We start from the raw sequence: 23735 nt of genomic DNA on the forward strand, positions 1-23735 counted from the left end.
GTCCGCTTCAGGAGGGGCCGCGGAAGCGCCGTACCCCCGACGGGGTGACCACCGCGTGCACCGGCCGGTCGTGCGGCTCGGCCGGGACCCGCGGGACGACCTCCGAGTCGTACAGCAGCACCACCAGGGCCGGATCGACGCCCGAGCGCTCCAGCCGGGCCAGCACACGGTCGTACGAGCCCCCACCGCGCCCGAGGCGCAGCCCGCGGTCGTCCACGGCCAGGCCGGGCAGCAGGACGGCGTCGGCGCCCGTCACGGCCTCCGCTCCGAGACGGTCACCGGCCGGCTCCAGCAGGGCCATCCGCCCGCCGTGCCGCACCTCCACCAGGGACCCCTCACCGGCGTACGCGCCCCAGTCGAGGTCGTTGTCCGGGAGGAGGACCGGCAGCAAAACCCGTACCCCGCGCGCGTGAAGGGCGTCGAGCAGCGCCCGGGTGCCGGGTTCGGTGCCGACGGAGACGTACGCGGCCACCGTGCGCGCGTGCGCGAGCTCGGGCAGGCCGAGCGCACGGGCGGCCAGGGCGGCCCCCGCCGCCTCGACGTCGGCGGCCGTCAGCCCGCCTCTCACCGTGAGGAGATCCCGCCGTGTCGTGCGCTTGTCGGGCTCTGCCCCCATGGCGCTCCCCCTATCGTGTCCGGTGTTCTCATGTGCTTCATATGTGGATATGAGCCTCAGTTAATCGGTGCCACAGAATCAGCACAAAGGCTGCGGATAAGGTTGCCGCCATGACTGAGTCGCACCCCAGGATCAGCAAGGCTGTCATCCCCGCAGCAGGCCTCGGCACCCGGTTCCTGCCGGCCACCAAGGCCACTCCCAAGGAGATGCTGCCGGTCGTCGACAAGCCGGCGATCCAGTACGTGGTCGAGGAGGCCGCGTCCGCGGGCCTCGACGACGTCCTCATGATCACGGGACGCAACAAGCGCCCCCTTGAGGACCACTTCGACCGCAACTACGAGCTGGAGTCCGCCCTTCAGAAGAAGGGCGACGCCGCGCGACTCGCCAAGGTCCAGGAGTCCAGCGACCTCGCGACCATGCACTACGTCCGCCAGGGCGACCCCAAGGGCCTCGGCCACGCCGTCCTGTGCGCGGCCCCGCATGTCGGCCACGAGCCCTTCGCCGTCCTCCTCGGCGACGACCTCATCGACCCCCGCGACCCCCTGCTCAAGCGCATGGTCGAGGTCCAGGAGCAGCACGGCGGCAGCGTGATCGCCCTCATGGAGGTCGCCCCCGAGCAGATCCACATGTACGGCTGCGCGGCCGTCGAGACCACCGACGACGGCGACGTCGTCAAGGTCACAGGGCTGGTCGAGAAGCCGGACGCCGTGGACGCCCCGTCGAACTACGCGATCATCGGCCGCTACGTCCTCGACCCGCACATCTTCGGCATACTCCGCCAGACCGAGCCCGGCCGCGGCGGCGAGATCCAGCTCACCGACGCCCTCCAGCAGCTCGCCCACGACGAGAAGATCGGCGGCCCCGTACACGGCGTCGTCTTCAAGGGCCGCCGCTATGACACCGGGGACCGCGGCGACTACCTGCGTGCCATTGTCAGACTCGCATGCGAACGTGAAGACCTGGGCCCGGACTTCCGGACCTGGCTTCGCAGTTACGTAGCCGAGGAGATGTAGCAACGTTGAGCAGCGCCGCGCCCCGCACCACCGGCCAGGACCACCTGTGGTCGGTGGACGAGCACCTGGAGGACATCCTCGCGACCGTCCGCCCCCTCGAACCCATCGAGCTGCAGCTCCTCGACGCCCAGGGCTGTGTCCTGGTCGAGGACGTCACGGTGCAGGTGTCCCTGCCGCCGTTCGACAACAGCTCCATGGACGGGTACGCGGTCCGGGTCGCCGATGTCGCGGGCGCGAGCGAGGAGTACCCCGCCGCCCTGACGGTGATCGGGGACGTCGCGGCCGGCCAGGACGGCCTGCTCCACGTGGGCCCCGGCCAGGCCGCCCGCATCATGACCGGCGCCCCGCTGCCGGCCGGCGCCGAGACCGTCGTCCCCGTGGAGTGGACCGACGGGGGCCTCGGGGAGGGCCCCGTCACCGGGATGCGCGCCCGCAGCGCCGACCCCGACGGCGCCTACGGCCAGGTGCGCGTGCACCGCCCGGCACCGGCACGCGCGCACGTACGCGCGCAGGGCAGCGACGTCCAGGCCGGCGACCGGGCCCTCGCCGAGGGCACCGTCCTCGGCCCGCCGCAGATCGCCCTCCTCGCCGCCATCGGCCGCGGCACCGTCCGTGTGCGCCCGCGCCCGCGCGTGGTCGTCATGTCGACGGGCAGCGAGCTGATCCAGCCCGACGAGAAACTCACGGGCGGCCAGATCTACGACTCCAACAGCTTCGCCCTCACCGCCGCCGCCCGCGACGCCGGGGCGATCGCCTACCGCGTGGGCGCGGTCGCCGACGACGCCGAGATCCTCCGCTCCACCATCGAGGACCAGCTCGTCCGCGCCGACCTCGTCGTCACCACCGGAGGCGTCAGCGTGGGCGCCTACGACGTCGTCAAGGAGGCCCTCTCGCACGTCGCCGACGAGGACGAGCCCGGTGCCGGCGTCGACTTCCGCAAGCTCGCCATGCAGCCCGGCAAGCCCCAGGGCTTCGGCACCGTCGGCCCCGACCACACCCCGCTGCTCGCCCTGCCGGGCAACCCGGTGTCGTCGTACGTCTCCTTCGAACTGTTCGTGCGGCCCGCGATCCGTGCCCTGATGGGCCTCACGGACATCCACCGGCCCACGACCAGAGCCGTACTGGAGACGGACAAGGCGCTGACCTCTCCGGCAGGCCGCCGCCAGTTCCTGCGCGGCACATACGCGGACGGCCGGGTGACGCCGGTCGGCGGCGCCGGATCACACCTGATCGCGGCCCTCGCCCACGCCGACGCGCTGATCGTCGTACCCGAGGACAAGGAGTCCGTGGAGCCCGGCGCCGAGGTCGAGGTCGTCCTGCTCGGCTGACCGGGGCGCCAGAGGCCCGGCCGACCGGGTGGGCGGGGCGGCTGAGGAGCGCCGGTTGGGAGTACCGTGTCGCGCACAACAGGCCCGACCGGGAGCGCCGCAGCACATGAGCACGCAGGACGACCGACTGACGCACATCGACGAGACGGGCGCCGCCCGCATGGTCGACGTATCCGCCAAGGACGTGACCGCGCGCACCGCCCGCGCCAGCGGCCGCGTCCTTGTCTCGCCCCGTGTGATCGAGCTGCTGCGGGGGGAAGGGGTCCCCAAGGGGGACGCCCTGGCCACCGCGCGGATCGCGGGCATCATGGGCGCCAAGCGGACCCCGGATCTCATCCCGCTCTGCCACCCGTTGTCGGTGTCGGGTGTGAAACTGGACCTGTCGGTCGCGGACGACGCCGTGGAGATCCTGGCCACCGTGAAGACGACGGACCGTACGGGCGTCGAGATGGAGGCCCTCACGGCGGTCTCGGTCGCCGCGCTCACCGTGATCGACATGGTCAAGGCGGTCGACAAGGGGGCGGTCATCACCGACGTCCGGGTGGAGGAGAAGACCGGCGGCAAGTCGGGCACCTGGAGCAGGTCATGACACCGACGCCGCCCGTCGAGCCGCCGACCGGCGGCGCGCTGCTCGCGCCCTACGCCGCCCTGGTCGTCACCGCGTCCAACCGCGCGGCGGCGGGCGTCTACGAGGACAAGGGCGGCCCCCTGATCGCGGTGGGGCTGGAGAGGTTCGGCTTCGCCGTCGACGGACCGCGGGTCGTGCCCGACGGCGACCCCGTGGAGAACGCCCTGCGGGCCGGTGTCGAGGCCGGCTACGACGTCATCGTCACCACGGGCGGCACCGGCATCTCGCCCACCGACCGCACGCCGGAGGCGACCCGCGCGGTGCTCGACCAGGAGGTGCCGGGCATCGCCGAGGCCATCAGGGCGTTCGGCCGGGACAAGGTGCCGACCTCGGCGCTGTCGCGCGGACTCGCCGGAGTCGCGGGCGGGACACTGATCGTCAATCTGCCGGGTTCCACCGGCGGGGTGAAGGACGGACTGGCCGTCCTGGAGCCCCTGTTGAAGCACGCCGTCGACCAGATCCGGGGCGGCGATCACCCCAGACCCGCCGGCAGCAGTGGGGGTGCGAGCTGAACAGCCCGTCCTGGCCCGTCGAGCTGGTGGAAGGCGATGTCGTCCTCCGGCCCGTCAGGCTGCGCGACCAGCGGGTCTGGCGCGAGATCAACCGACGCAACCGGGACTGGCTGCGGCCCTGGGAGGCGACGATCCCGCCGCCCACGCCCAGCGGCCCGATCGCCCACCGGCCGACCTACCGTCAGATGATCAGACATCTGCGGGCGGAGGCGAACGCGGGCCGGATGCTGCCCTTCGCCATCGAGTACCAGGGGCAACTGGTCGGCCAGTTGACGGTCGCCGGCATCACCTGGGGCTCGATGTGCTCGGGCCACGTCGGCTACTGGGTGGACGAGGCGGTCGCGGGCCGCGGCGTCATGCCGACGGCGGTCGCACTGGCGGTCGACCACTGTTTCCGCACGGTCGGACTGCACCGCGTCGAAGTCTGTATTCGCCCCGAGAACGGGCCCAGCCGCCGCGTGGTGGAGAAACTCGGATTCCGCGAGGAGGGACTCAGGCCCCGCTATCTCCACATCGACGGCGCCTGGCGCGACCATCTCGTCTTCGCGCTCACCGCGGAAGAGGTGCCGGAAGGGTTGCTGAGCCGCTGGCAGCGGGCACGCTCACAGAACACGCCCAGGAATCCCGCGTAAATTGAATAAGTGTTCGAAAAGTATTGACTGACGCCTGACTGACGCCTGACAGACAACTGCCGGACGGCCCTCTGGCGACCGACTGGCGTCCGTCCGACGATCGACTTGGGACGCTAAATTCACGCCTTCGATGACCCGCTGATCGCATCGATCACAAAAAAAGCTCGAAATATCAGCCAGATCGTGCGACACACCGGCTCAATTGGCAGATGGCCTCACGCAAACCCCTCTACCGTGTGAGGCGTGAGCAGCAGCGGCCTCATCTACGCAGTCATTGTCGGGGCCTGGGCCGCCTACTTGGTGCCGATGTGGCTCCGTAGGCAGGACGAGCTGAACGAGGCTCGTCCGACGGAACGCTTCAGCACCGCCATCCGGCTTCTGTCCGGACGGGCGGGCATGGAGCGCCGGTACGCCAAGGACCTGCGGGCGCGCTCCACCGACGAGGGGGAGCACAGCGCCGGAGACCCGGAGGGTGCCACCGACTCGGTGGACGTCCGGGCCTTCGCCGCGCCCCCGACCCGCCCCAGGGCGAAGGCCCAGGTACAGGCACAGGAACAGGCACACCAGGAGCAGTCACCGGCGCAGGCGCACGAGCAGCCGAGGGCGCCGAAGCGGGAGCAGCCGAGGGCGCCGAAGCGGGAGCAGCACGCACAGGCGTCGGCTCCGGCGAGGGAGGCGAGGGAACGGAAGCGCGAGCGCGTACCGGCGTCTCGTCGGAGTGCGGGCACCTCGGCGGAAGCCGCCGCGCGCGCCCGGCGCTCGAAGGTCCTCGCGCGCCGTCGGCGTACGACGGTGATGCTGTTCATCGCCTTCACGCTCGGCGCGATCGTCGCGGCGGTCGGCGGACTCGCCCTTCTCTGGGCCCCCGCCGTCCCGGCGGTCATGCTGAGCGGGTACATCGCCTACCTGCGTACGCAGGAACGGCGCCGATTCACCTACCAGATGGACCGGCGCCAGGCCGAGCTCGCCGCGCAGCGACTGCGTGAGCGCCAGCCCCGGCGACGGCCGTCCACGGACCCCGGCGCCGAGGAGCAGGACGAGCACCCGGAGCCGGCGACGGACCCAGGGATGTCAGCGCTCGCCGCCGACAGGCGCGCGCTCGTCGAACAGACCGACCACGCGGAGTGGGTCGACCAGCAGCGCGAACGTCAGCGCCGCCCCGGCCACGGCGACAGCTGGGACCCGGTCCCGGTACCCCTGCCGACGTACGTGACCGCCCCGGTCGCCCCCCGCGCCACCTCCGACGTCGACCTCGGAGCACCGGACGCCTGGAGCTCGGCCCGGTCCAGCACGGTGGGCCGCGAGTCGGAGGCGCCGACGGACGAGCCGATGCTGACGGAGGAAGCGGCGGAGGCGGAGGAGGACCTGTCGTCGGAGTCCGACGCGGAGCTGGGCGCGGAGGACGCGGACGGTCGCACCGACGCCCGCCGCGCGGCCTCCGCCCGCAGGGCCCGGGAGCGCGGCCGTACGCCCCTGTTCGACCAGTACGAGGACGGCGAGCGGCCCCGGGCAGCCAACGAGTAACGAGCGCCGCCCGGCCGTCCCGGCCAGGTGGGAGCACGTGCGCGGGCCCCGACTGACCAGCACGGAACGGATTTCCGACCACCCGGATCGGGATGCTAGAGTTTCACTCGTTGCAAGGGCCTGTGGCGCAGTCTGGTAGCGCACCTCGTTCGCATCGAGGGGGTCTGGGGTTCAAATCCCCACAGGTCCACCGCAGCTCAGAGCCCCAGTCGGAGTGATCCGGCTGGGGCTCTTTGGTGCTGTACAGCAGCTAAGTACAGCAACTACTTCCGATCTTGCTTCCCAAGGTGCTTGCCCAGCTTGCGCAGCGCCCGGCGAGTCGACTCCGAGGGCACGTGCGTGTAGATCTCCATCGTCACCGCGATCTTGCTGTGTCGGAGGATCTGCATGGCCACCCGGGGGTGCACATCGAGCGCGGCGAGCAGCGAGCCGCACGTGTGCCGAGTGTCGTGCAGCCGGATGCGACGGACACCCGCCCTGGCCGACCGGTCGGTGAACTGGCGGTTGAAGTTGCGCGGTTCGAACGGCGTGCCGTAGCGCGTGGTGAACACGAAGTCGGAGTCCACCCACAGTTCGCCGGCGGTCTTCTTCGCCAACTCCTGTTCTTTCAGGCGAAGTTGCAGCGCAGCCACGCAGATCTGCGGCAGCGGGAGCGTGGCCGTCGAGGCTTCGGTCTTGGTCTCGTCATGGACAAGCCGCCGGTTGATCCGCTGTAGCTGCATCTGCACCGTGACCTCTCCGGCGTCCAGATCCACGCTCTTCCAGGTGAGGCCCAGGACTTCGCCCCGCCGGAAGCCCAGCACGAGGATGAGCACGTACGCGGCGTACAGGGGATCACGGGCCGCGCTGGTCGCTTCGAGGAACTGCCGAGCCTCTTCGACGGACCACGGGTGCCGCTTCGTCTTGCGTGCCGACCGCACCTTGACCAGGCCCGCGACGTTCTTCGAGATCAGCTCTTCCGTCATCGCGTTGGTCAGGGCGGACCGCAGGACAGCGCGGGCATCCTGCACGGTACGACGCGACGGGATGCGCTCACAGCAGTCGCCGGCGGCGCAGCAGCGTGGCGTGTCCCGCTTCGCATCCAGGCCCTGGGCACAGCACTGGCACTGTTCCAACAGGTTGTTGACCCAGCTTCGGACGTCCCGCACGGTCAGCTTGTCAAGTGCCCGCGCAAGCGCGGGCTGGCCCTTGGGCCCGGCCCTCTGCGCCTGCGGCGCCGGGCCGTGCCCCTGGGCCGCAACGAGTTCCGGCCTTGAGTAGCGACCTGGACGGGCAGGCCACGGTCAGAACGAGCCTCCGGCGGGGGATCGGCCGGCACCGGGGCGAGGGGGCGCCGTTCGAGGCTGCGGGTCCGTAGTGGCGTGCGCGGGGAGCTTCCATCCCGACCGCCATCGACCCAGGCAGAGCCGAGCAGACGAGGCCCAGGGCGTCAAGGTCGTTCGTACAGTGGCGCGCTCCACCTTGACGCCCTGAACCACGCCTACTCCATGGTGTGTGGGTCGACGGCGGACGGGACGGAAGCTGGGGTGAGTGGTGGGTAGAGGAGGGGGCAGGTCCACAGGCTGCCTGCCCGCCTCGCCGGAAGCTTAAGGGGCCATGATCACTTGCCCCATGGCAGCTCTCGCCCAAAGTCGCTCCGCCGACCGCACGATATGCTCACCGCCCGTATCGGCAGGCCTCAGGGCCGCAAGGGGGGAGAAGCCGTGCAGCTCACCGTGCATTGGGGGGATCTATGGGCGCCTGTTTCGATGATTGTCCTCAGCGTCATCCTCAGCTTGGTAACTCGTCGGTGGCGGCACAGGCGCCAGGCCGCAGTGAGGTGGCGCTCACGGACTCACTGGGAATGGTTGCCGTTCATGTTCGGGCTGGTCGTAGCGATCGCAGAGGTCTCACGACTCCTTGACGTACCCGATCCTTGGATCACGATCTCTGACGTGATTGCCTATGCGCTCGCCGTCACCACTGTGTTCATGGCCGCCCGGACGGTGTTCATCCTTTTCATGCGCGGCACTCGACTCTTGTTCCGACGCAGAGGGGTGGAAAGCAGTAGCTGAAGGGGACCACCATGGACCGAGGTGCTGGCTGAGCCGATGCGCTACTCGACAACGAACGCGACAGATTTCAGCTCTGCGGTACAGCAGAGAAGTACAGCAACCGAACTGACCGAGGCCGACTGTCATCGACTTACGGCAACCGTCTGACCAGCCCAGCAGACCTCAGCGACCTCCCCGCCCGTAGTTCGCATCGAGGGGGTCTGGGGTTCAAATCCCCACAGGTCCACGCACAGCTCGAAGCCCCGGCGGGATTTCCCGTCGGGGCTTCGACATGTCCGGGGGGTGGGCTGGTGTCATTCCCGGGCTGCCGCCAGGTCCGTCGGCCTTCGTCGTAGGGACAGCGCCGCCGGGGTCAGGACCGAGGTCACGGCCAGTGCCGCGCAGGTCGCTGTCGTCGCGAGGGCCGGCCACGGGAGTTCGAGTGAGGTCCGTACGGACAGGACGCGTAGCGCGTGCCCCGGGGGAAGCCGAGGGAGACCGAGTCCAGGGCGGTCACCGCCTCTTCGGGCCTGCCCGTCACGAACTTGCGCGTGACGGAACGCAGTTGAATCGCGTCGATGCTCATGAGGACCAAGGCAACCCAGTGCCGCGCGGTGAAGCAGTGCGACAGGGAGGAGAGTTGGGGTAGGGCCAGGCATACCTCCGGTTCGCCCACAGGCCCGATGGTCCTGCCGGGCGGCTGCCTCCTACGGTGATCCCCATGGACCCGAGGAACGTGTGGCAGGCCATGACCCGGCCGGGATTTCTGCTGTCCTGGTGGCCCTGGCGGTCGGTCGCCTACCTCGTCAGTGGCGCGGGAGCCGGGGCCCTCGTCCTGTTGCTGATCCTGTTTCTGGCGGTGGCCGGCGGGGCGCTCGCCGTCGTGCTCGTAGGCCTGCCACTGCTCGGCGCCCTCGCCCTGGTCGGGCTTCCCGTGGCCCGGGTCGAGCGGCTCAGGCTGAAGGTGGTCGACCCGGAGCCGGCGTCCGACCCGCACCGGGAGCCGGACGTGCCCGGTCTTCGGCCCTGGCTGACCCTGCGGCTCCGGGAAGGCGCGACCTGGCGGGAGCTCGGGTACGCGCTCCTCTTCGCGGGCCTGCTGTGGCCGGTGGACGCCCTCGTCGTCACCGTCGCGCTGCTCCTTCCGGTGTCCGTGGTGTCAACTCCGGTGCTGATGGCCACCGTTGGTGACGGACAGGAGGCCAAGGTGCTCAAGCAGTGGACGGTCACCGACTGGCCGACCGCCGTCGGCTGCTCGGCCGGCGGCCTGCTGCTGCTCGCCCTCGGCGCCTACGCGCTCGGGGTCGCTGCCGGAGCGCGGGCCGGGCTGACGCGGCTGCTGATCAGCGCCAGGGACGTCGAGTTGGGGGAGAGGGTTGTCGAACTCGCCCGTTCCCGGGTGCGGTTGGTGGACGCCTTTGAGGCGGAGCGCCGGCGCATCGAACGCGATCTGCACGACGGAGCCCAACAGCGCCTGGTCGCCCTGTCGGTGACGCTCGGGCTGGCCCGGCTGGACGCACCGCCGGGGCCGCTCGCCGAGCAACTGGCCAAGGCGCAGGAACAGGCAGGGAGGGCCCTGGAGGAACTGCGCGAGCTGATCCACGGGATCCACCCCCAGGTCCTCGCGGACTACGGGCTCCAGGCCGCGGTGACCGACGCGGCCGACCGGTCGGCGGTCCACGTCGACGTCACGCGCTTCGACCTGCCCGGGCGGCTGCCCCGGGCGGTCGAGTCGGCCGCGTACTTCGTGGTCTGCGAGGCGCTCGCCAACGTCGACCGGCACAGCGGGGCGAGCCGGGCCGAGATCGGCGGCGGACACCGCGACGGACGGCTCCTGCTGGAGATACGGGACGACGGGCGGGGCGGGGCGGACGCCGGGGGCGGCAGCGGGCTCACCGGGCTCGCGGACCGGGTGTCAGTGCTCGATGGCAGACTTTCCCTGTCCAGCCCGCCGGGTGGACCGACGCTGCTGCGGGTGGAGATTCCTTGCGAGTTGAGCCAGTCGACCAACCGAGCCCATCGCTCCGCATAGTCCTCGCCGAGGACAGTGTGCTGCTGAGGGAGGGGCTGATCGGGCTGCTCACCCGGGTCGGCCACGAGGTCGTGGCGGCCGTCGGTGACGCGCGGGCGCTGCTCGCGGCGGTCGCCGAGCAGGAACCGGACATCGTGGTGACGGACGTACGCATGCCGCCCGGTTTCCAGGACGAGGGGCTGCACGCGGCGGTGAAGCTCCGTGAGGCGCGCCCCGCGCTGCCCGTCCTGGTCCTCAGCCAGTACGTCCAGCGGGCGTACGCCGCCGAACTGCTCGACTCCGGGGACGGGACGGGCGTCGGCTATCTGCTCAAGGACCGGGTCGGGCAGATCGAGGAGTTCGTCGACGCGCTGCGGAGGGTCGCGGCCGGTGGGACGGTCGTCGACCCGGAAGTCGTACGGCAGTTGCTGCGCCGGCGCCGCGACCCGCTGGAGCGGCTGACCCCACGTGAGCGCGAGGTGCTGGCGCTGATGGCGGAGGGGCGGTCCAACGGCTCGATAGCCCGCGAGCTGGTGGTCTCCGAGGCGGCCGTCGGCAAGCACATCGGCGGCATCCTCACCAAGCTGGATCTGCCTCCGGCGGACGAGACGCATCGCCGGGTACTGGCGGTGCTGGCCTTTCTGCGGGCCTGACCGGCGACAGCCGGTACGACGATTCCTACAGGCTCTTGGCGAAGCAGAGGCTCGCCTCGTAGTGACGGTAGTAGCCGAACTTCGCGGAGGGCTCATAGCCGCTGGAGGTGTACAGGGCGATGGCCTCCGGCTGTCTGTCGCCCGTCTCCAGGACCATGCGGGTGCGGCCGGCGGTGCGGGCGTCCTCCTCCAGGGCGGCGAGTATGCGGCGGGCCAGGCCGAGTCCGCGCGCCTCCTCGACGACGTACATCCGCTTCAGCTCGGCGTCGCCGCTCAGATAGCCCTCGTCGTTCGCGTCGTCGTCGTGGCCGCGCCAGCCGCCGGTGGCGACGGGGCGGTCCTGCTCGTCGTACGCGATCAGGTAGAGGCCGGACGGCGGGTCGAACATCGCCGGGTCGAGGTGGGTGGCGTCGCCCTCGTCGTCGTAGCGGGCGGCGTACTCGGCCTGGACCCGGTCGTTGAGCTTGACGGCGTCGGGGTGGTCGAAGGAGACCCGGCGGATATTCATGCTGGATACGGTACATCTATGCATGTTGCTGTCGCCAGAGGGATTCCGTCTGCGGGTATCGTGCCCGCGTGCTGACTGTGACCAGTGTGAATGTGAACGGACTCCGTGCCGCCGCGAAGAAGGGCTTCGTGGAGTGGCTCGCCGGAACCTCCGCCGACGTGCTGTGCCTCCAGGAGGTGCGCGCCGAACCCCAGCAACTGCCGGAGGAGGTCCGTGCGCCTGAGGGCTGGTACGTCACGCACGCGCCCGCCGCCGCCAAGGGCCGCGCCGGTGTCTCCCTCTACAGCCGCCGCGAGCCCGACCGCGTCCAGGTCGGCTTCGGGTCGGAGGAGTTCGACGGCAGTGGGCGGTATGTCGAGGCCGATCTGCCCGGTGTCACCGTCGCCAGTCTGTATCTGCCCTCGGGGGAGGTCGGTACCGAACGCCAGGACGAGAAGATCCGCTTCATGGACGAGTTCCTCGCCTACCTGAAGGGCCTGCGCGAGCGGGCCGCCGCCGACGGGCGCGAGGTCGTCGTCTGCGGCGACTGGAACATCGCCCACCAGCAGGCCGACCTCAAGAACTGGCGCGCCAACCAGAAGAGCTCCGGGTTCCTGCCGGAGGAACGGGAGTGGCTCGGACGCGTGCTCGACGAGGGGGACGGCGGGTTCGTGGACGTGGTGCGGGCGCTGCATCCGGACGTCGAGGGGCCGTATTCGTGGTGGTCTTATCGGGGGCGGGCCTTCGACAACGATTCAGGTTGGCGCATCGACTACGAGATCTCGACGCCGGGACTCGCCGCCAAGGCGGTCAAGGGGTACGTCGAGCGCGCGGCGACGCATGCCGAGCGCTGGTCGGACCATGCGCCCGTCACAGTCGTCTACGACCTCTGATCTGCCGGAGTGCCGGAGTCGTCGCGGTCACGGGCTCTGGCGCATTCGGCGGTCCAGCGCCAGTGACAGTTCCGCCTCCACCACCCGCTGTGCCAGGGGGCGCAGGCGGGCCGGGTCCGCGTCCGTGGTGTGGGTGAGGATCACGTTCGTGAAGATCTCGGCCAGGGCGTCCGCGTGTTCGCGTACCTGTTTGCCCGCCGCCAGGACGGCTGACAGCGGGATGCCCTCCTGGACCAGCGCCGACGACGCGTCCAGGAGGCTGCGGCTGATGTGGACGATCTGTTCGCCGTCGGTGCCCAGGTAGCCGAGGTCCATCGAGGCCGCGAAGTTCTCGGGGGTGGCGTCCGGGCCGAAGCGGTCGGCAAGATCCTCGGGGGTGAGGCGGACCGGGGTCTCCTCGGTGGGGGCGCCGAGGCCGAGCAGGTCGGCGACGTCGCGGCCGTGGTCGAAGGCCTCGGCCAGTTCCGCGATGCCGTTGAGGGTGTGCCCGCGTTCCAGCAGCGCCGAGATCGTGCGCAGGCGGGCCAGATGGTGGTCGTCGTACCAGGCGATGCGGCCCTCGCGGCGGGGCGGCGGGATCAGTTTGCGTTCGCGGTAGAAGCGCAGGGTGCGGACGGTGATGCCGGCCAGTCGGGCCAGCTCTTCCATCCGGTACTCCGTCCCCGAGCCGGGCCGTTCGGCGTTCTCTGCGTCTGCGTCTGCCACGTCGGAACCTTAAGACGTACCCCCGGTAACTTTCCCTCTTCCGGACCCTACCCATCGGTACGGACCTGTTCTACTCTCCCCATTGCGCCAGTGTTCACTGGCGCGGTCGCGCAGGGAAGGGCATCGGCATGGCCGAAGAGGAAGTCGGACACGAAGCCGAACACGAACATGTGCGGGTGGCGGTGATCGGGTCCGGGTTCGGGGGGCTCGGGGCCGCCGTGCGGCTGCGCCGCGAGGGGATCACCGACTTCGTCGTGCTGGAGCGGGCCGGCAGCGTCGGCGGGACCTGGCGCGACAACAGCTATCCGGGCTGCGCCTGTGACGTGCCGTCCCATCTGTACTCGTTCTCCTTCGCGCCCAATCCCGACTGGCCGCGCGCCTTCTCCGGGCAGGAGCACATCCGCGCCTATCTGGAGCACGTCACCGACGTCTTCGGGCTGCGGCCCCACCTCCGCCTCAACTCCGAGGTGAAGAAGATGACTTGGGACGCGAGCCGGCTGGCGTGGGTCATCGAGACCAGTAGCGGGACCCTGCTCGCCGATCTCGTCGTCTCCGCCACCGGGCCCCTCTCCGACCCCAGGGTGCCGGACGTGCCGGGGCTCGACACCTTCCCCGGCAAGGTCTTCCACTCCGCCCGCTGGGACCACGACTACGACCTGCGCGGCAAGCGGGTCGCGATGGTCGGGACGGGCGCCTCCGCCATCCAGATCGTCCCCGCCATCCAGCCGGACGTCTCCCGCCTCACCCTCTTCCAGCGCACCCCGCCGTGGGTGATGCCCCGCATCGACCGGGCCATCGGCAGCGCCGAGCGCGCCGTGCACCGCGCGCTGCCCTTCACCACCCGGCTGCGGCGCGGACTCTCGTGGGGCGTAAGGGAGTTGCAGGTCCAGGCGTTCACCAAGCATCCGGGTGAACTCGGGGCCGTGGAAGCGTTGGCCAAGCGCAATCTGCACCGTGCCGTCAAGGATCCGGCCCTGCGCGCCAAACTCACCCCCGACTACCGCATCGGCTGCAAGCGCATCCTCCTGTCGAGCGCGTACTACCCGGCGCTCACCCGGCCCAATGTCGACGTGGTGGCCAGTGGGCTGAGTGAAGTGCGGGGGTCCACCGTCGTCGCGGCCGACGGAAGCACGGCCGAGGTCGACGCCATCGTCTTCGGTACGGGGTTCCACGTCACCGACATGCCCATCGCGGACCGGGTCGTCGGGGCCGACGGGCGGACGCTCGCCGAGGCCTGGGCGGACAGCGGGATGAGGGCGCTGCGCGGGGCATCCGCAGCCGGCTTCCCCAACTGGATGACGATCATCGGGCCCAACACCGGCCTCGGGAACTCCTCCATGATCCTGATGATCGAGTCCCAACTGAGTTATATGGCCGACTACGTAAGGCAGTTGGACGTTCTCGGGGGTCGGGTGGCTCTCGATGCCCGGCCCGCCGCCGTCGACGCCTGGAACGACCGGGTCCAGGAGCGGATGCTGCGCACGGTATGGAGCACGGGCGGCTGCAGCAGCTGGTACCTCGACGCGAACGGGCGCAACACCACCATCTGGCCCGGTACGACCTCCGAGTTCCGGCGGGCGACCCGGAGGGTCGATCTCGCCGAGTACGAGGTCCTGCGGGCGACCGGCGGTTCCGGCGACGGCGCCGAGGGCACGGAAAACACCAACTCCGCTGTGGAGGTGGGCGCGTGAGTCGCCGGCCGACGCGGTCGGGGCGTCCCGCAATAGTGGCGGACGGTCCGTACACCCCGCCCGTCCCCTCCAGCGAGCTGACCGCCGTCTCCGCCGACGGTGCCCGGCTGCATGTCGAGGTGCACGGCGTGAACGAGGGGCCCGTGGTCGTCCTCGCGCACGGCTGGACCTGCTCCACCGCGTTCTGGGCCGCCCAGATCCGCGAACTCGCCCCCGGTCACCGGGTCGTCGCCTACGACCAGCGTGGCCACGGACGCAGCCCGGCGAGCCCCGTCTGCAGTACCGACCTCCTCGCCGACGACCTGGAAGCCGTCCTCGCGGCTACCCTGGCGCCCGGTGAGAAAGCAGTGGTCGTGGGTCATTCCATGGGCGGGATGACGGTGCTGGCAGCGTCCGCGCGGCCGGCGTTCCGGGAGCACACGGCGGCCGTACTGCTGTGCAGCACCGGCAGTTCGCGGCTGGTCGCCGAGGCGCTCGTCCTGCCGATGCGTGCCGGGCGACTGCGTACCTGGCTCACCCGGCGGAGCCTCAGCTCACGCGCCCCGATGGGGCCGGTCACGCCGGTCTCCAGGCGCATCCTCAAGTACGCGACGATGGGCGCCGGTTCGACGCCCGCCATGGTCGAGGCGTGCGCCCGGGTCGTGCACGCGTGTCCGCGCAAGGTGCGGTACGCCTGGGCGCGGGTGCTGGACGGGGTACAACTCGACGCTCATGTACGGGAGTTGAACGTGCCGGTCGCTGTCGTCGTCGGTACGGCCGACCGGCTCACCCCGCCCGTTCACGCGCGGGCGCTGGCCGCCGTACTGCCCCAGTGTCACAGCATGACCGAGCTGCCCGGGCTCGGGCACATGACGCCGGTCGAGGCGCCGGAGGCGGTTACCGGGGTGATCCGTGAACTCGTCGCGCTGTATGGGGAGTTGGGGCCCCAAGGTACGCAGGGCGGACAGAGCACGCAGGTCGACAGTGGCGTACGTATGGAGGAGAGCGCATGAGTAAGGTCAGTCTGGACGGACAGGTCGCTGTCGTCACGGGGGCCGCTCGGGGGGTCGGTGAGCTGCTCGCGCGCAAGCTCTCCGCTCGCGGGGCCAGCGTCGCGCTGGTCGGGCTGGAGGCCGAGGCGCTCAAGGAGGTGGCCGGCCGGCTGCACACCGACAGCGCGTACTGGCACGCCGACGTCACCGATCACGAGGCGATGTCCCGGGTGGCGGCGGAGGTCAAGGAACGGTTCGGGAAGGTCGACATCGTGGTCGCCAACGCCGGGGTCGCGAGCGGCGGGCCCTTCGTCGACTCCGATCCGGAGTCGTGGCGGCGGGTCATCGAGGTCAATCTGATCGGGTCGGCGGTCACGGGCCGGGCGTTCCTGCCGGTGCTGACCGAGAGCCGCGGGTATCTCCTGCAGATCGCGTCCCTGGCCGCGATGGCGCCGGCGCCGATGATGTCCGCGTACTGCGCGTCCAAGTCGGGCGTCGAGGCGTACGCGCACTGTCTGCGCGCCGAGGTCGGGTACAAGGGCGTCGGGGTGGGCGTCGCGTATCTGTCCTGGACCGACACCGACATGGTGCGCGGGGCCGACCAGGACGACGTCATGCGGGAGTTGCGGCAGCGGCTGCCGTGGCCGGCCAGCAAGACGTATCCGCTGGGGCCGGCCGTCGACCGGCTCGTGGCGGGGATCGAGCGACGGTCCAGTCATGTGTACGGGCAGTGGTGGCTGCGTGGGATGCAGGGGGTACGGGGGTATCTGCCGGGGCTGATCGGTGCGGTGGGGCAGCGGGAGGTCGGACGGTTCTCCGGGCGGTTGCAGGGGATGGGTACCGGACTGGTGGGTGCGGGCGGGGCGGCGGACGAGGAGGCCCGGGGGGTGGCGGCCGGGCGGGGGCCGGACGCGGTCGGTGACTGAACGTTACTGATCGAAATGCGTGCTTTGTCCGGGCATGTAAATGTGGTCGAGCCCCCATCCCCTCACCCACTTACGGGAGTGAACCCACATGGGCATGAAGGACGAGATGCAGGACAAGGCCCGCCAGGCCAAGGAGAAGATGGAGCAGCAGGCCCGGAAGGGTCAGCAAGGCCAGCGTCAGCCGGGTCAGCCGGGGCAGGAGGGGCAGCGCCGGCAGGGGGAGACTCCGGAGCGGGGGCGTCCTCGTGATGAGGAGACGGAGCGGGCGATGCGGGAGGAAGAGGACCGGATGAACCAGGACTACGAGGCGTAGTCCTGCTTGAGCTCGGTTTGCGTGGGGTGCCCTCGGTTTCTGTGAGGGCACCCTGCGTTTTTGTTTTTGGGGTGGTGGGGGGTGTGGGGGCGGGTGCGGGTCCGGTGGGGGCTTGTCGCGCAGTTCCCCGCGCCCCTGGGTGGGTGACCTTGGCGCCCGTTAAGAGACTTGCTGGTCAAGAACGTGGGGGGAGTTCTGGTCTGGCTCTGTTGGGGACGCTGTCGTAGGTCGGGGGGGTTGCTGCGGGGTGGGTTTTCAGGAGGGTCAGGGCCAGTTTGATGGCGTCGTCTGTTTCGACGTGGCGGCCCTCTGCCCAGTCCAGGGGGGTGCGCAGGACTTCCAGGTCCGGGGCGACGCCCTGGTTCTCGACCGTCCAGCCGTACGTGTCGAACCAGGCCGCGTTCATCGGGACCGTGATCACCGTGCCGTCGCCGAGGCGGTGGCGGCCGGTCATGCCGACCACTCCGCCCCACGTTCGCTGGCCCACCACCGGGCCGAGTTCCAGCAGCTTGAAGGCGGCCGTGATCATGTCGCCGTCGGAGGACGTAGCCTCGTCGGCCAGGGCGACCACCGGGCCTCGGGGAGCGTTCGAGGCGTACGAGACCGGCTGGGCGTTGCGTGTCAGGTCCCAGCCCAGGATCGTGCGCGTCAGCTTCTCCACCACCAGCTCGCTGATGTGGCCGCCCGCGTTGCCGCGCACGTCGACGATGAGGGCGGGCCTCGACACCTCCATGCGCAGGTCGCGGTTGAACTGGGCCCAGCCCGAGCCGCCCATGTCGGGGATGTGCAGATAGCCGCACCGTCCGCCGCTCAACTCCCGTACCACTTCCCGGCGTTTGGCCACCCAGTCCTGATAGCGCAACGGGCGTTCGTCGATGAGGGGGACCACCGCGACCCGCCTGGCCCGCCCCTCGCCGGGAACGTCCTCCGCCGCCGTGAACGTCAGCTCCACCGTCGTACCGCCCGCGCCCGCGAGCAACGGGAACGGGCCCGTCACCGGGTCCACCGGGCGGCCGTCCACCTGCGTGAGCAGCGCGCCCTCCCGGATTCCCGAACCGGCCAGCGGGGAACGGGCCTTGGAGTCGGAGGAGTCGCCGGGGAGGATCCGGTCCAGCATCCAACCGCCCTCCCTGCGGACGAAGTTGGCGCCCAGCAGGCCCTGCCGGCGCTGGTAGTGGGGTGGGCCCTCGTTGCGGCGGGCGGCTGTGACGTACGCGTGCGAGGTGCCCAGCTCGCCCAGGACCTCGCGCAGGAGATCCGCGAACTCGTCGGGGGACGCGACCCGTTCGACGAGCGGGCGGTACTGCGCGAGCACCGCGTCCCAGTCGATGCCGCACATCCTGGGTTCCCAGAAGTAGGCGCGGATCAGGCGGCCGGCCTCCTCGTACGACTGGCGCCATTCGGCCGGGGGGTCGACCTCGTGCAGGACCCGGCGCAGGTCGATCCAGACGGTCGTGTCGGCGTCGCCCGGGTCGGTGGACGGCACCGCGCGCAGCTCGTCCTCGTCGACCACGACCAGCCGCGAGGCGTCGCCGCTGACCGCGAACCAGTCGAGGTGTTCGACGAGTTCGGACTTCTTGCCCTTGCTGAGGTTGAAGTGTTCGAGGGTGGGCCGGCCGCTCGTGTCGTCCGGGTTCGCGAACGTCTCGCCCAGCGCGCCCGAGATCGGCCAGCGCAGCCACACCAGCCCGCCGCCCGCGACCGGATACAGGGCCGAGTACTTGGAGGCGGCGACCGGGAAGGGCGTCACCCGGTTCTCCAGGCCCTCGATCTCGACGGTCACCGTGCCGTCGGCGCCCTCGTCCTCGGCGGGGTCCAGGCCACCGGCGGCCGGCCGTCCGTCGGGGGACAGGGCGAAGGGCGAGGGCGTGGCGGAGGAGAGGGGGACGAGGTAGGGGCGGCAGCCGAGCGGGAAGGAGAGGTCGCCGGTGTGGACGTCGTACACGGGGTCGAAGCCGCGCCAGGAGAGGAAGGCGAGGTAGCGGCCGTCACGGGTGAAGACCGGGTTCTCGTCCTCGAAGCGGCCGTTGGTCACGTCGACGATCAGGCGGTCCTTTATACGGGCCATCTTGATCTGGCGCAGGGAGCGGCCGATGCCCGGGTGCGACCAGGTCAGCCAGGCGCCGTCCGGGGAGAAGGCGAGGTCCGTGACCGGGCCGTTGATGGAGCAGATCAGCTCCGTAACCTCCCCGCTCGACTCCCCACCCCCTTCCCCGTTCGAATTCCCGTCCGGCTCCTCCCTCGCGTCGATGAGGAGGAGGCGGCCGTCGTGGGCGGCGATGGCGAGGCGTTCGCCCGCTGGGTCGGACACCAGTTCCAGTACCCGGCCGAGGCCGCCGGACGCCAGCCGTCTCGGGTCCCGCTCCCCGCTGGCCCTCGGCAGATAGGCGATCTCGACGGCGTCCTCGCCCTCCGCGTCCGTGACGTAGGCGACCTGCCCGCCCGAGCCGAGCATCTCGGGCAGCCGGACCCGTACACCGGGTGTGTCCGTGATGGTCCTCGCCGGCCCGTCCCGATGGGTCAGCCAGTAAAGACTTCCGCGTACGACGACGGCGCTCGCGCGGCCCGTCTCGTCGACCGAGATGCCGTCGACGTGCTGCGCGGCGGGCACCTGGTACGTACGACGGCCGGCGCGCGGTCCGCCGAGCCGTACGTCGAGGCGGCGGGGCAGGGAGTCGGCGGCGAGGTCGTCGACGATCCACAGGTCGCCCGCGCACTGGTAGACGACGCGGGTGCCGTCGCTGGAGGCGTGCCGGGCGTAGAAGGCGTCGTGGTCGGTGTGGCGGCGCAGGCCGGAACCGTCGTACGCGCACGAGTACAGGTTCCCGATGCCCTCGTGGTCGGAGAGGAAGGCGATGCGGTCGCCGACGAACATGGGGGAGTGGAGGTGGCCGTCCAGGTCGGGCAGCAGGCGCTCGCCGTGCAGCCAGAGGCGGCCGGTCGCGCCGCCCCGGTAGCGCTTCCAGGCGGCCGGTTCGTGGGGCGGGGTGCCCGTGAGGAGGAGGGTCCTGCGCTCTCCGGCGATGTCCGCGACCTGGATGTCGGAGACCGGGCCCCAGGGGAGCCGGCCGCCGGGGCCGCCGTCCGCGGGCACGCTGTAGGACCAGGTGAAGTAGGAGAAGGGCTGGCCGTGGGAGGCGACGGCGAGGATGTCGCCGTCCGGGGACCAGCCGCAGACCTGGGTGTCGGCGCTGCCCCAGTAGGTGAGCCGCCGCGCGGGGCCGCCGTCCACCGGGACCCGGTGGATCTCGGGCACGAGGCTGCGCCAGCTCGTGTACGCGATGTGCCGGCCGTCGGGCGAGAAGCGCGGATGCCCGACCTTCGTACGGTCGACGGTGAGCCGCCAGGCCCGGCCGTCGGTGCCGGGCGACCCAGATCCCTCGTCTCCCTCGGCCCGGTTGTCTCCGTTGACTCCGTCGAGGCGGGCGAGCCAGAGGTCGTCCTCGGCGACGAAGCACAGCAGGTCTCCGCTGAGGTGGGGCAGGCGCAGATAGCTCACCTCCCCATGCTTTTCCGGGAACGGGGCCCCAGCAACTTCGGACCCGCTTCCAATTCGGTCAATCCATGAAATGTCCGGTGCTTTGATGGTTCCCGATACCGTCCGTGAGCGACGACACGTACGAAACGGTTTCGTTTCTATGGTTCTCAGGGTATGTTCATTGACGTAAGGCGGAGCTGTACGTCACGGTGTCGTCCGACACCGGAGCCGGAAAGGGTGAGTGGCATGACCGAGGTCGCAACGGCGCGTCGTAGTCGGATCACGCCCGAGCGCGAGGCCGAGCTGTACGGCGCCACGCTCGACCTGCTCCGGGAAGTCGGCTACGAGGCGCTCACCATGGACGCCGTCGCCGCCCGTACGAAGTCCAGCAAGGCCACGCTCTACCGCCAGTGGGGCGGCAAGGCCGAACTGGTCGTCAGGGCGATGCGCCACTTCAAGCCGGGTGGTGCCGCTCTCACCGACATCGACACCGGGTCCCTGCGCGGTGACTTCCACACCCTGCTCCTCCGGGAGAACGACTGCGCCATGGAACAGAACTCCGCGCTGATGCGGGCTCTGGGTATGGCGGCCCACGCGAACCCGGATCTCCTCCAGGCGTTGCGGGAACTGCTGATCGAGCCGGAGTTGGTGGAGTTCAACAAGGTGCTCCAGCGTGCCGTCGACCGTGGTGAGATCCGCGCCGACAATCCGGCGATCGGCTATGTGGTGCACATGATGATCGGCGGCTTCATCGCTCGCACGCTCATCGACGAACTCCCCCCGACGCAGGCCTACTTGCGCTCGTACCTCGATGCCGTGGTGCTCCCCGCCCTCGGTGTCAGGGTCAGTGACTGAGGCCGGCGCCCGACGTCGGTAGAACCAAACCCCCTTGTAACACGACCCATTTGTACCTGACGCGACTGCTCACGTCGTCGGGCTGATCCCGCCTGCGCCCCAACAGGCCGGTCAAACACGCCCTGTTGCTGTTCAACGACCTGACCGGGAGTACGCCCTCGTGGCCACGTTCCTCTACAAACTCGGCCGGCTCGCCTTCAGGCGACGGCATTTCGTCGCCCTGATATGGGTGGCGCTGCTGACGCTCGCGGGAGTCGGCGCGGCCAGCGCGCCCGCTGCGGGCACCACCTCCTTCTCCATTCCGGGTACGGAGGCCCAGAAGGCCTTCGACCTGCTGGAACAGCGTTTCCCCGGCGCCGGCGCCGACGGAGCGACCGGCCGTATGGTCTTCAAGGCGCCCGAGGGCCAGAAGATGACGGACGCCGCCAACAAGGCGACTGTCGAGAAGACCGTCAAAGAACTGCGCGACGGTTCCGAAGTCATCTCCGTCACCGACCCGTTCACGACGAACGCCGTGAGCAAGGACGGGTCGGTCGCCTACACGTCGGTGAAGTACAAGGTCCCCGGCATGGAACTGGCGGACACGACCAAGGACGCGTTGGAGAAGGCCGGGGACGAGGCACGGGCCACCGGGCTGACCGTCGACGTCGGCGGTGACGCGCTGCAGGCCGCGGCTGAGCCGGGGGCTGTCGGTGAGGCCGTCGGTATCGCCATCGCCGCGATCGTCCTCGTCATCACCCTGGGCTCGCTGGTCGCGGCCGGACTGCCGCTGCTGACGGCGATCATCGGCGTCGGTATCGCCGGCGCCACCATCACCTCCCTCGCCAACGCGCTCGACCTCGGCGACACCACGTCCACGCTCGCACTGATGATCGGTCTCGCGGTCGGTATCGACTACGCGCTGTTCATCGTCTCCCGCTACCGGGGCGAGCTGGCCGATGGCCGTGACCACGAGGAAGCGGCCGGTCGTGCCACCGGCACCGCCGGCTCCGCCGTGGTCTTCGCGGGCCTCACCGTCGTGATCGCCCTGGCGGGCCTCGCGGTCGTCAATGTCCCGATGCTGACCAAGATGGGCCTCGCCGCGTCCGGCACGGTCGTGGTCGCCGTCCTCATCGCACTGACCCTCATCCCGGCTCTGCTCGGGTACGCGGGCCGGAAGGTCCAGCCTGCGGGCCAGAAGAAGAGCAGGCGGAACAAGAAGGCCGAGCAACTCACCGACGCGCCGGCCGACGCGCTCTCCGACGCCAAGGGCGGCCCGTCCGAGAAGTCGGCCGGGCCCAACATGGGCACCCGCTGGGCGCGCTTCGTCATCCGCCGGCCGGTCGCCGTGCTGATGTTCGGCGTCCTCGGGCTCGGAGCGATCGCGCTCCCGGTCACCCAGCTGGAGCTGGGCCTGCCCGACGACGGCTCACAGTCGACGTCCACGACCCAGCGCAGGGCGTACGACCTGCTGTCGGAAGGCTTCGGCCCCGGCTTCAACGGTCCCCTGATGGTCGTCTACGACGCACAGGGCGTCGCCGACCCCCAGGCCGGCGCCGCCAAGCTGGCCGACCGCATCAAGGGCCTCAAGGACGTCGTCACGGTCACCCCGGCCCAGTTCAACCCGGCCGGCGACACCGCGACGATCACCGTGATCCCGAACTCCAAGCCGTCCTCGACCCAGACCGAGGGCCTGGTCCACGCGATCCGCGACGAGAGCGCCGGCGTCAAGGCCGAGACCGGCGCGACGGTACTGGTCACGGGCACCACCGCGATGAACATCGACTTCTCGCAGAAGCTCAACGACGCCCTGATCCCGTACCTGGGCCTGGTCGTCGGCCTCGCCTTCCTGCTCCTCATCCTGGTCTTCCGCTCCATCCTGGTCCCGCTGAAGGCGGCCCTCGGCTTCCTGCTCAGCGTCCTCGCCGCGCTCGGTGCCGTGGTCGCGGTCTTCCAGTGGGGCTGGCTGAGCGGCCTGATCGGCGTCGACGAGACCGGCCCGATCATGTCCATGGTGCCGATCTTCATGGTCGGTGTGGTCTTCGGCCTCGCGATGGACTACGAGGTGTTCCTCGTGACCCGGATGCGGGAGGCGTACGTCCACGGTGAGTCGCCGTCCGACGCCGTGGTGACCGGCTTCCGGCACAGCGCCCGGGTCGTGGTCGCCGCCGCGATCATCATGATGGCCGTCTTCGGCGGCTTCATCAGCTCCAGCGAGTCGATGATCAAGCTGTTCGGCTTCGGCCTGGCGATCGCCGTCTTCTTCGACGCGTTCGTCGTCCGTATGGCGATCGTCCCGGCGGTACTGGCCCTGCTGGGCAAGCGGGCATGGTGGCTGCCGAAGTGGCTGGACCGCGTCCTGCCCAACGTCGACGTCGAGGGCGAGGGCCTGCGCACCCTGGACGACGACAACCGTCCCAAGGACGAGGACCGGAAACTGGTCGAGGTCTGACCGGCCTGAACAGTCCGCGAGCACGATGAAGAGGG

The 23735-nt window shown here is 70.4% G+C and carries 20 protein-coding genes and 1 tRNA gene; 16 read left to right on the forward strand and 5 right to left on the reverse strand.

Annotated features, from left to right (window positions below):
* Positions 1-7: 7 nt before the first annotated feature.
* Positions 8-616 (reverse strand): 5-formyltetrahydrofolate cyclo-ligase, encoded by a 609-nt coding sequence (locus STRTUCAR8_RS34470; RefSeq protein WP_006380880.1) that lies wholly within the window; start codon positions 614-616, stop codon positions 8-10.
* A 110-nt stretch (positions 617-726) separates the two neighbouring features.
* Between STRTUCAR8_RS34470 and galU the strand changes: the two genes are divergently transcribed.
* From galU to STRTUCAR8_RS34505, 7 genes are all read left to right on the forward strand, one after another.
* The gene (galU, locus tag STRTUCAR8_RS34475; RefSeq protein ID WP_006380868.1) at positions 727-1629 is read left to right on the forward strand and encodes a UTP--glucose-1-phosphate uridylyltransferase GalU; all 903 of its coding nucleotides are present in this window, start codon (positions 727-729) and stop codon (positions 1627-1629) included.
* A gap of 5 nt (positions 1630-1634) precedes the next feature.
* The gene (gene glp / locus STRTUCAR8_RS34480; protein WP_006380872.1) at positions 1635-2957 is read left to right on the forward strand and encodes a molybdotransferase-like divisome protein Glp; all 1323 of its coding nucleotides are present in this window, start codon (positions 1635-1637) and stop codon (positions 2955-2957) included.
* A gap of 106 nt (positions 2958-3063) precedes the next feature.
* On the forward strand, positions 3064-3546 hold the full coding sequence (gene moaC, locus STRTUCAR8_RS34485) for a cyclic pyranopterin monophosphate synthase MoaC (protein WP_006380873.1): 483 nt from the start codon (positions 3064-3066) through the stop codon (positions 3544-3546).
* Complete coding sequence (locus tag STRTUCAR8_RS34490) at positions 3543-4097, forward strand: MogA/MoaB family molybdenum cofactor biosynthesis protein (protein ID WP_006380864.1); 555 nt, start codon at positions 3543-3545, stop codon at positions 4095-4097. The genes moaC and STRTUCAR8_RS34490 overlap by 4 nt, the downstream gene beginning before the upstream one ends.
* 26 nt (positions 4098-4123) lie before the next feature.
* A complete protein-coding gene (locus STRTUCAR8_RS34495) occupies positions 4124-4729 on the forward strand; it encodes a GNAT family N-acetyltransferase (RefSeq protein ID WP_006380866.1) in 606 nt (201 codons plus the stop codon).
* Between the two features lie 243 nt (positions 4730-4972).
* Positions 4973-6253, forward strand: a complete 1281-nt coding sequence (gene sepX / locus STRTUCAR8_RS34500) for a divisome protein SepX/GlpR (RefSeq protein ID WP_006380863.1) — start codon at positions 4973-4975, stop codon at positions 6251-6253.
* 116 nt (positions 6254-6369) lie between these two features.
* Positions 6370-6443, forward strand: a tRNA-Ala gene (locus tag STRTUCAR8_RS34505).
* A gap of 73 nt (positions 6444-6516) precedes the next feature.
* Here the strand turns inward: STRTUCAR8_RS34505 and STRTUCAR8_RS34510 are convergent.
* Entirely contained in the window at positions 6517-7263 is a 747-nt protein-coding gene (locus tag STRTUCAR8_RS34510; protein ID WP_006380884.1) for a site-specific integrase, read from the reverse strand.
* A gap of 1744 nt (positions 7264-9007) precedes the next feature.
* Here STRTUCAR8_RS34510 and STRTUCAR8_RS34520 point away from each other — a divergent pair.
* Positions 9008-10318, forward strand: coding sequence for a sensor histidine kinase (locus STRTUCAR8_RS34520; RefSeq protein WP_006380882.1), 1311 nt, complete (start codon positions 9008-9010; stop codon positions 10316-10318).
* Positions 10273-10950, forward strand: coding sequence for a response regulator transcription factor (locus STRTUCAR8_RS34525; RefSeq protein WP_006380883.1), 678 nt, complete (start codon positions 10273-10275; stop codon positions 10948-10950). Before STRTUCAR8_RS34520 ends, STRTUCAR8_RS34525 begins: the two co-directional genes overlap by 46 nt.
* 25 nt (positions 10951-10975) lie before the next feature.
* On the opposite strand, the gene STRTUCAR8_RS34530 is transcribed toward STRTUCAR8_RS34525, so the two are convergent.
* The gene (locus STRTUCAR8_RS34530) at positions 10976-11458 is read right to left on the reverse strand and encodes a GNAT family N-acetyltransferase (RefSeq protein ID WP_006380885.1); all 483 of its coding nucleotides are present in this window, start codon (positions 11456-11458) and stop codon (positions 10976-10978) included.
* A 68-nt stretch (positions 11459-11526) separates the two neighbouring features.
* On the opposite strand from STRTUCAR8_RS34530, the gene STRTUCAR8_RS34535 reads away from it, so the two are divergent.
* Entirely contained in the window at positions 11527-12330 is an 804-nt protein-coding gene (locus STRTUCAR8_RS34535; RefSeq protein ID WP_006380869.1) for an exodeoxyribonuclease III, read from the forward strand.
* A 27-nt stretch (positions 12331-12357) separates the two neighbouring features.
* Here the strand turns inward: STRTUCAR8_RS34535 and STRTUCAR8_RS34540 are convergent, their stop codons facing one another.
* On the reverse strand, positions 12358-12978 hold the full coding sequence (locus STRTUCAR8_RS34540; RefSeq protein ID WP_006380875.1) for a MerR family transcriptional regulator: 621 nt from the start codon (positions 12976-12978) through the stop codon (positions 12358-12360).
* Positions 12979-13163: 185 nt separating this feature from the next.
* On the opposite strand from STRTUCAR8_RS34540, the gene STRTUCAR8_RS34545 reads away from it, so the two are divergent.
* The 4 genes from STRTUCAR8_RS34545 to STRTUCAR8_RS34560 all read left to right on the forward strand — a co-directional run bounded on the left by STRTUCAR8_RS34545 (position 13164) and on the right by STRTUCAR8_RS34560 (position 16936).
* A complete protein-coding gene (locus STRTUCAR8_RS34545) occupies positions 13164-14726 on the forward strand; it encodes a flavin-containing monooxygenase (protein ID WP_006380877.1) in 1563 nt (520 codons plus the stop codon).
* A complete protein-coding gene (locus STRTUCAR8_RS34550) occupies positions 14723-15718 on the forward strand; it encodes an alpha/beta fold hydrolase (RefSeq protein WP_234372540.1) in 996 nt (331 codons plus the stop codon). The genes STRTUCAR8_RS34545 and STRTUCAR8_RS34550 overlap by 4 nt, the downstream gene beginning before the upstream one ends.
* Positions 15715-16623: an SDR family oxidoreductase gene (locus tag STRTUCAR8_RS34555; protein WP_006380878.1), complete on the forward strand. Its 909-nt coding sequence runs from the start codon at positions 15715-15717 to the stop codon at positions 16621-16623. The genes STRTUCAR8_RS34550 and STRTUCAR8_RS34555 overlap by 4 nt, the downstream gene beginning before the upstream one ends.
* Before the next feature lie 88 nt (positions 16624-16711).
* A complete protein-coding gene (locus STRTUCAR8_RS34560) occupies positions 16712-16936 on the forward strand; it encodes a hypothetical protein (RefSeq protein ID WP_006380881.1) in 225 nt (74 codons plus the stop codon).
* 175 nt (positions 16937-17111) lie between these two features.
* On the opposite strand, the gene STRTUCAR8_RS34565 is transcribed toward STRTUCAR8_RS34560, so the two are convergent.
* Positions 17112-20435: a S41 family peptidase gene (locus STRTUCAR8_RS34565; RefSeq protein ID WP_006380871.1), complete on the reverse strand. Its 3324-nt coding sequence runs from the start codon at positions 20433-20435 to the stop codon at positions 17112-17114.
* A gap of 225 nt (positions 20436-20660) precedes the next feature.
* Between STRTUCAR8_RS34565 and STRTUCAR8_RS34570 the strand changes: the two genes are divergently transcribed.
* Positions 20661-21269, forward strand: coding sequence for a TetR/AcrR family transcriptional regulator (locus STRTUCAR8_RS34570; RefSeq protein WP_006380874.1), 609 nt, complete (start codon positions 20661-20663; stop codon positions 21267-21269).
* 160 nt (positions 21270-21429) lie between these two features.
* Positions 21430-23700 carry an MMPL family transporter gene (locus STRTUCAR8_RS34575; protein WP_006380876.1) on the forward strand — a complete coding sequence of 757 codons (2271 nt, stop codon included), beginning with the start codon at positions 21430-21432 and terminating at the stop codon, positions 23698-23700.
* The last annotated feature ends 35 nt before the right edge of the window (positions 23701-23735 follow it).

The organism is Streptomyces turgidiscabies Car8, from assembly GCF_000331005.1.
Lineage (GTDB): Bacteria > Actinomycetota > Actinomycetes > Streptomycetales > Streptomycetaceae > Streptomyces > Streptomyces turgidiscabies.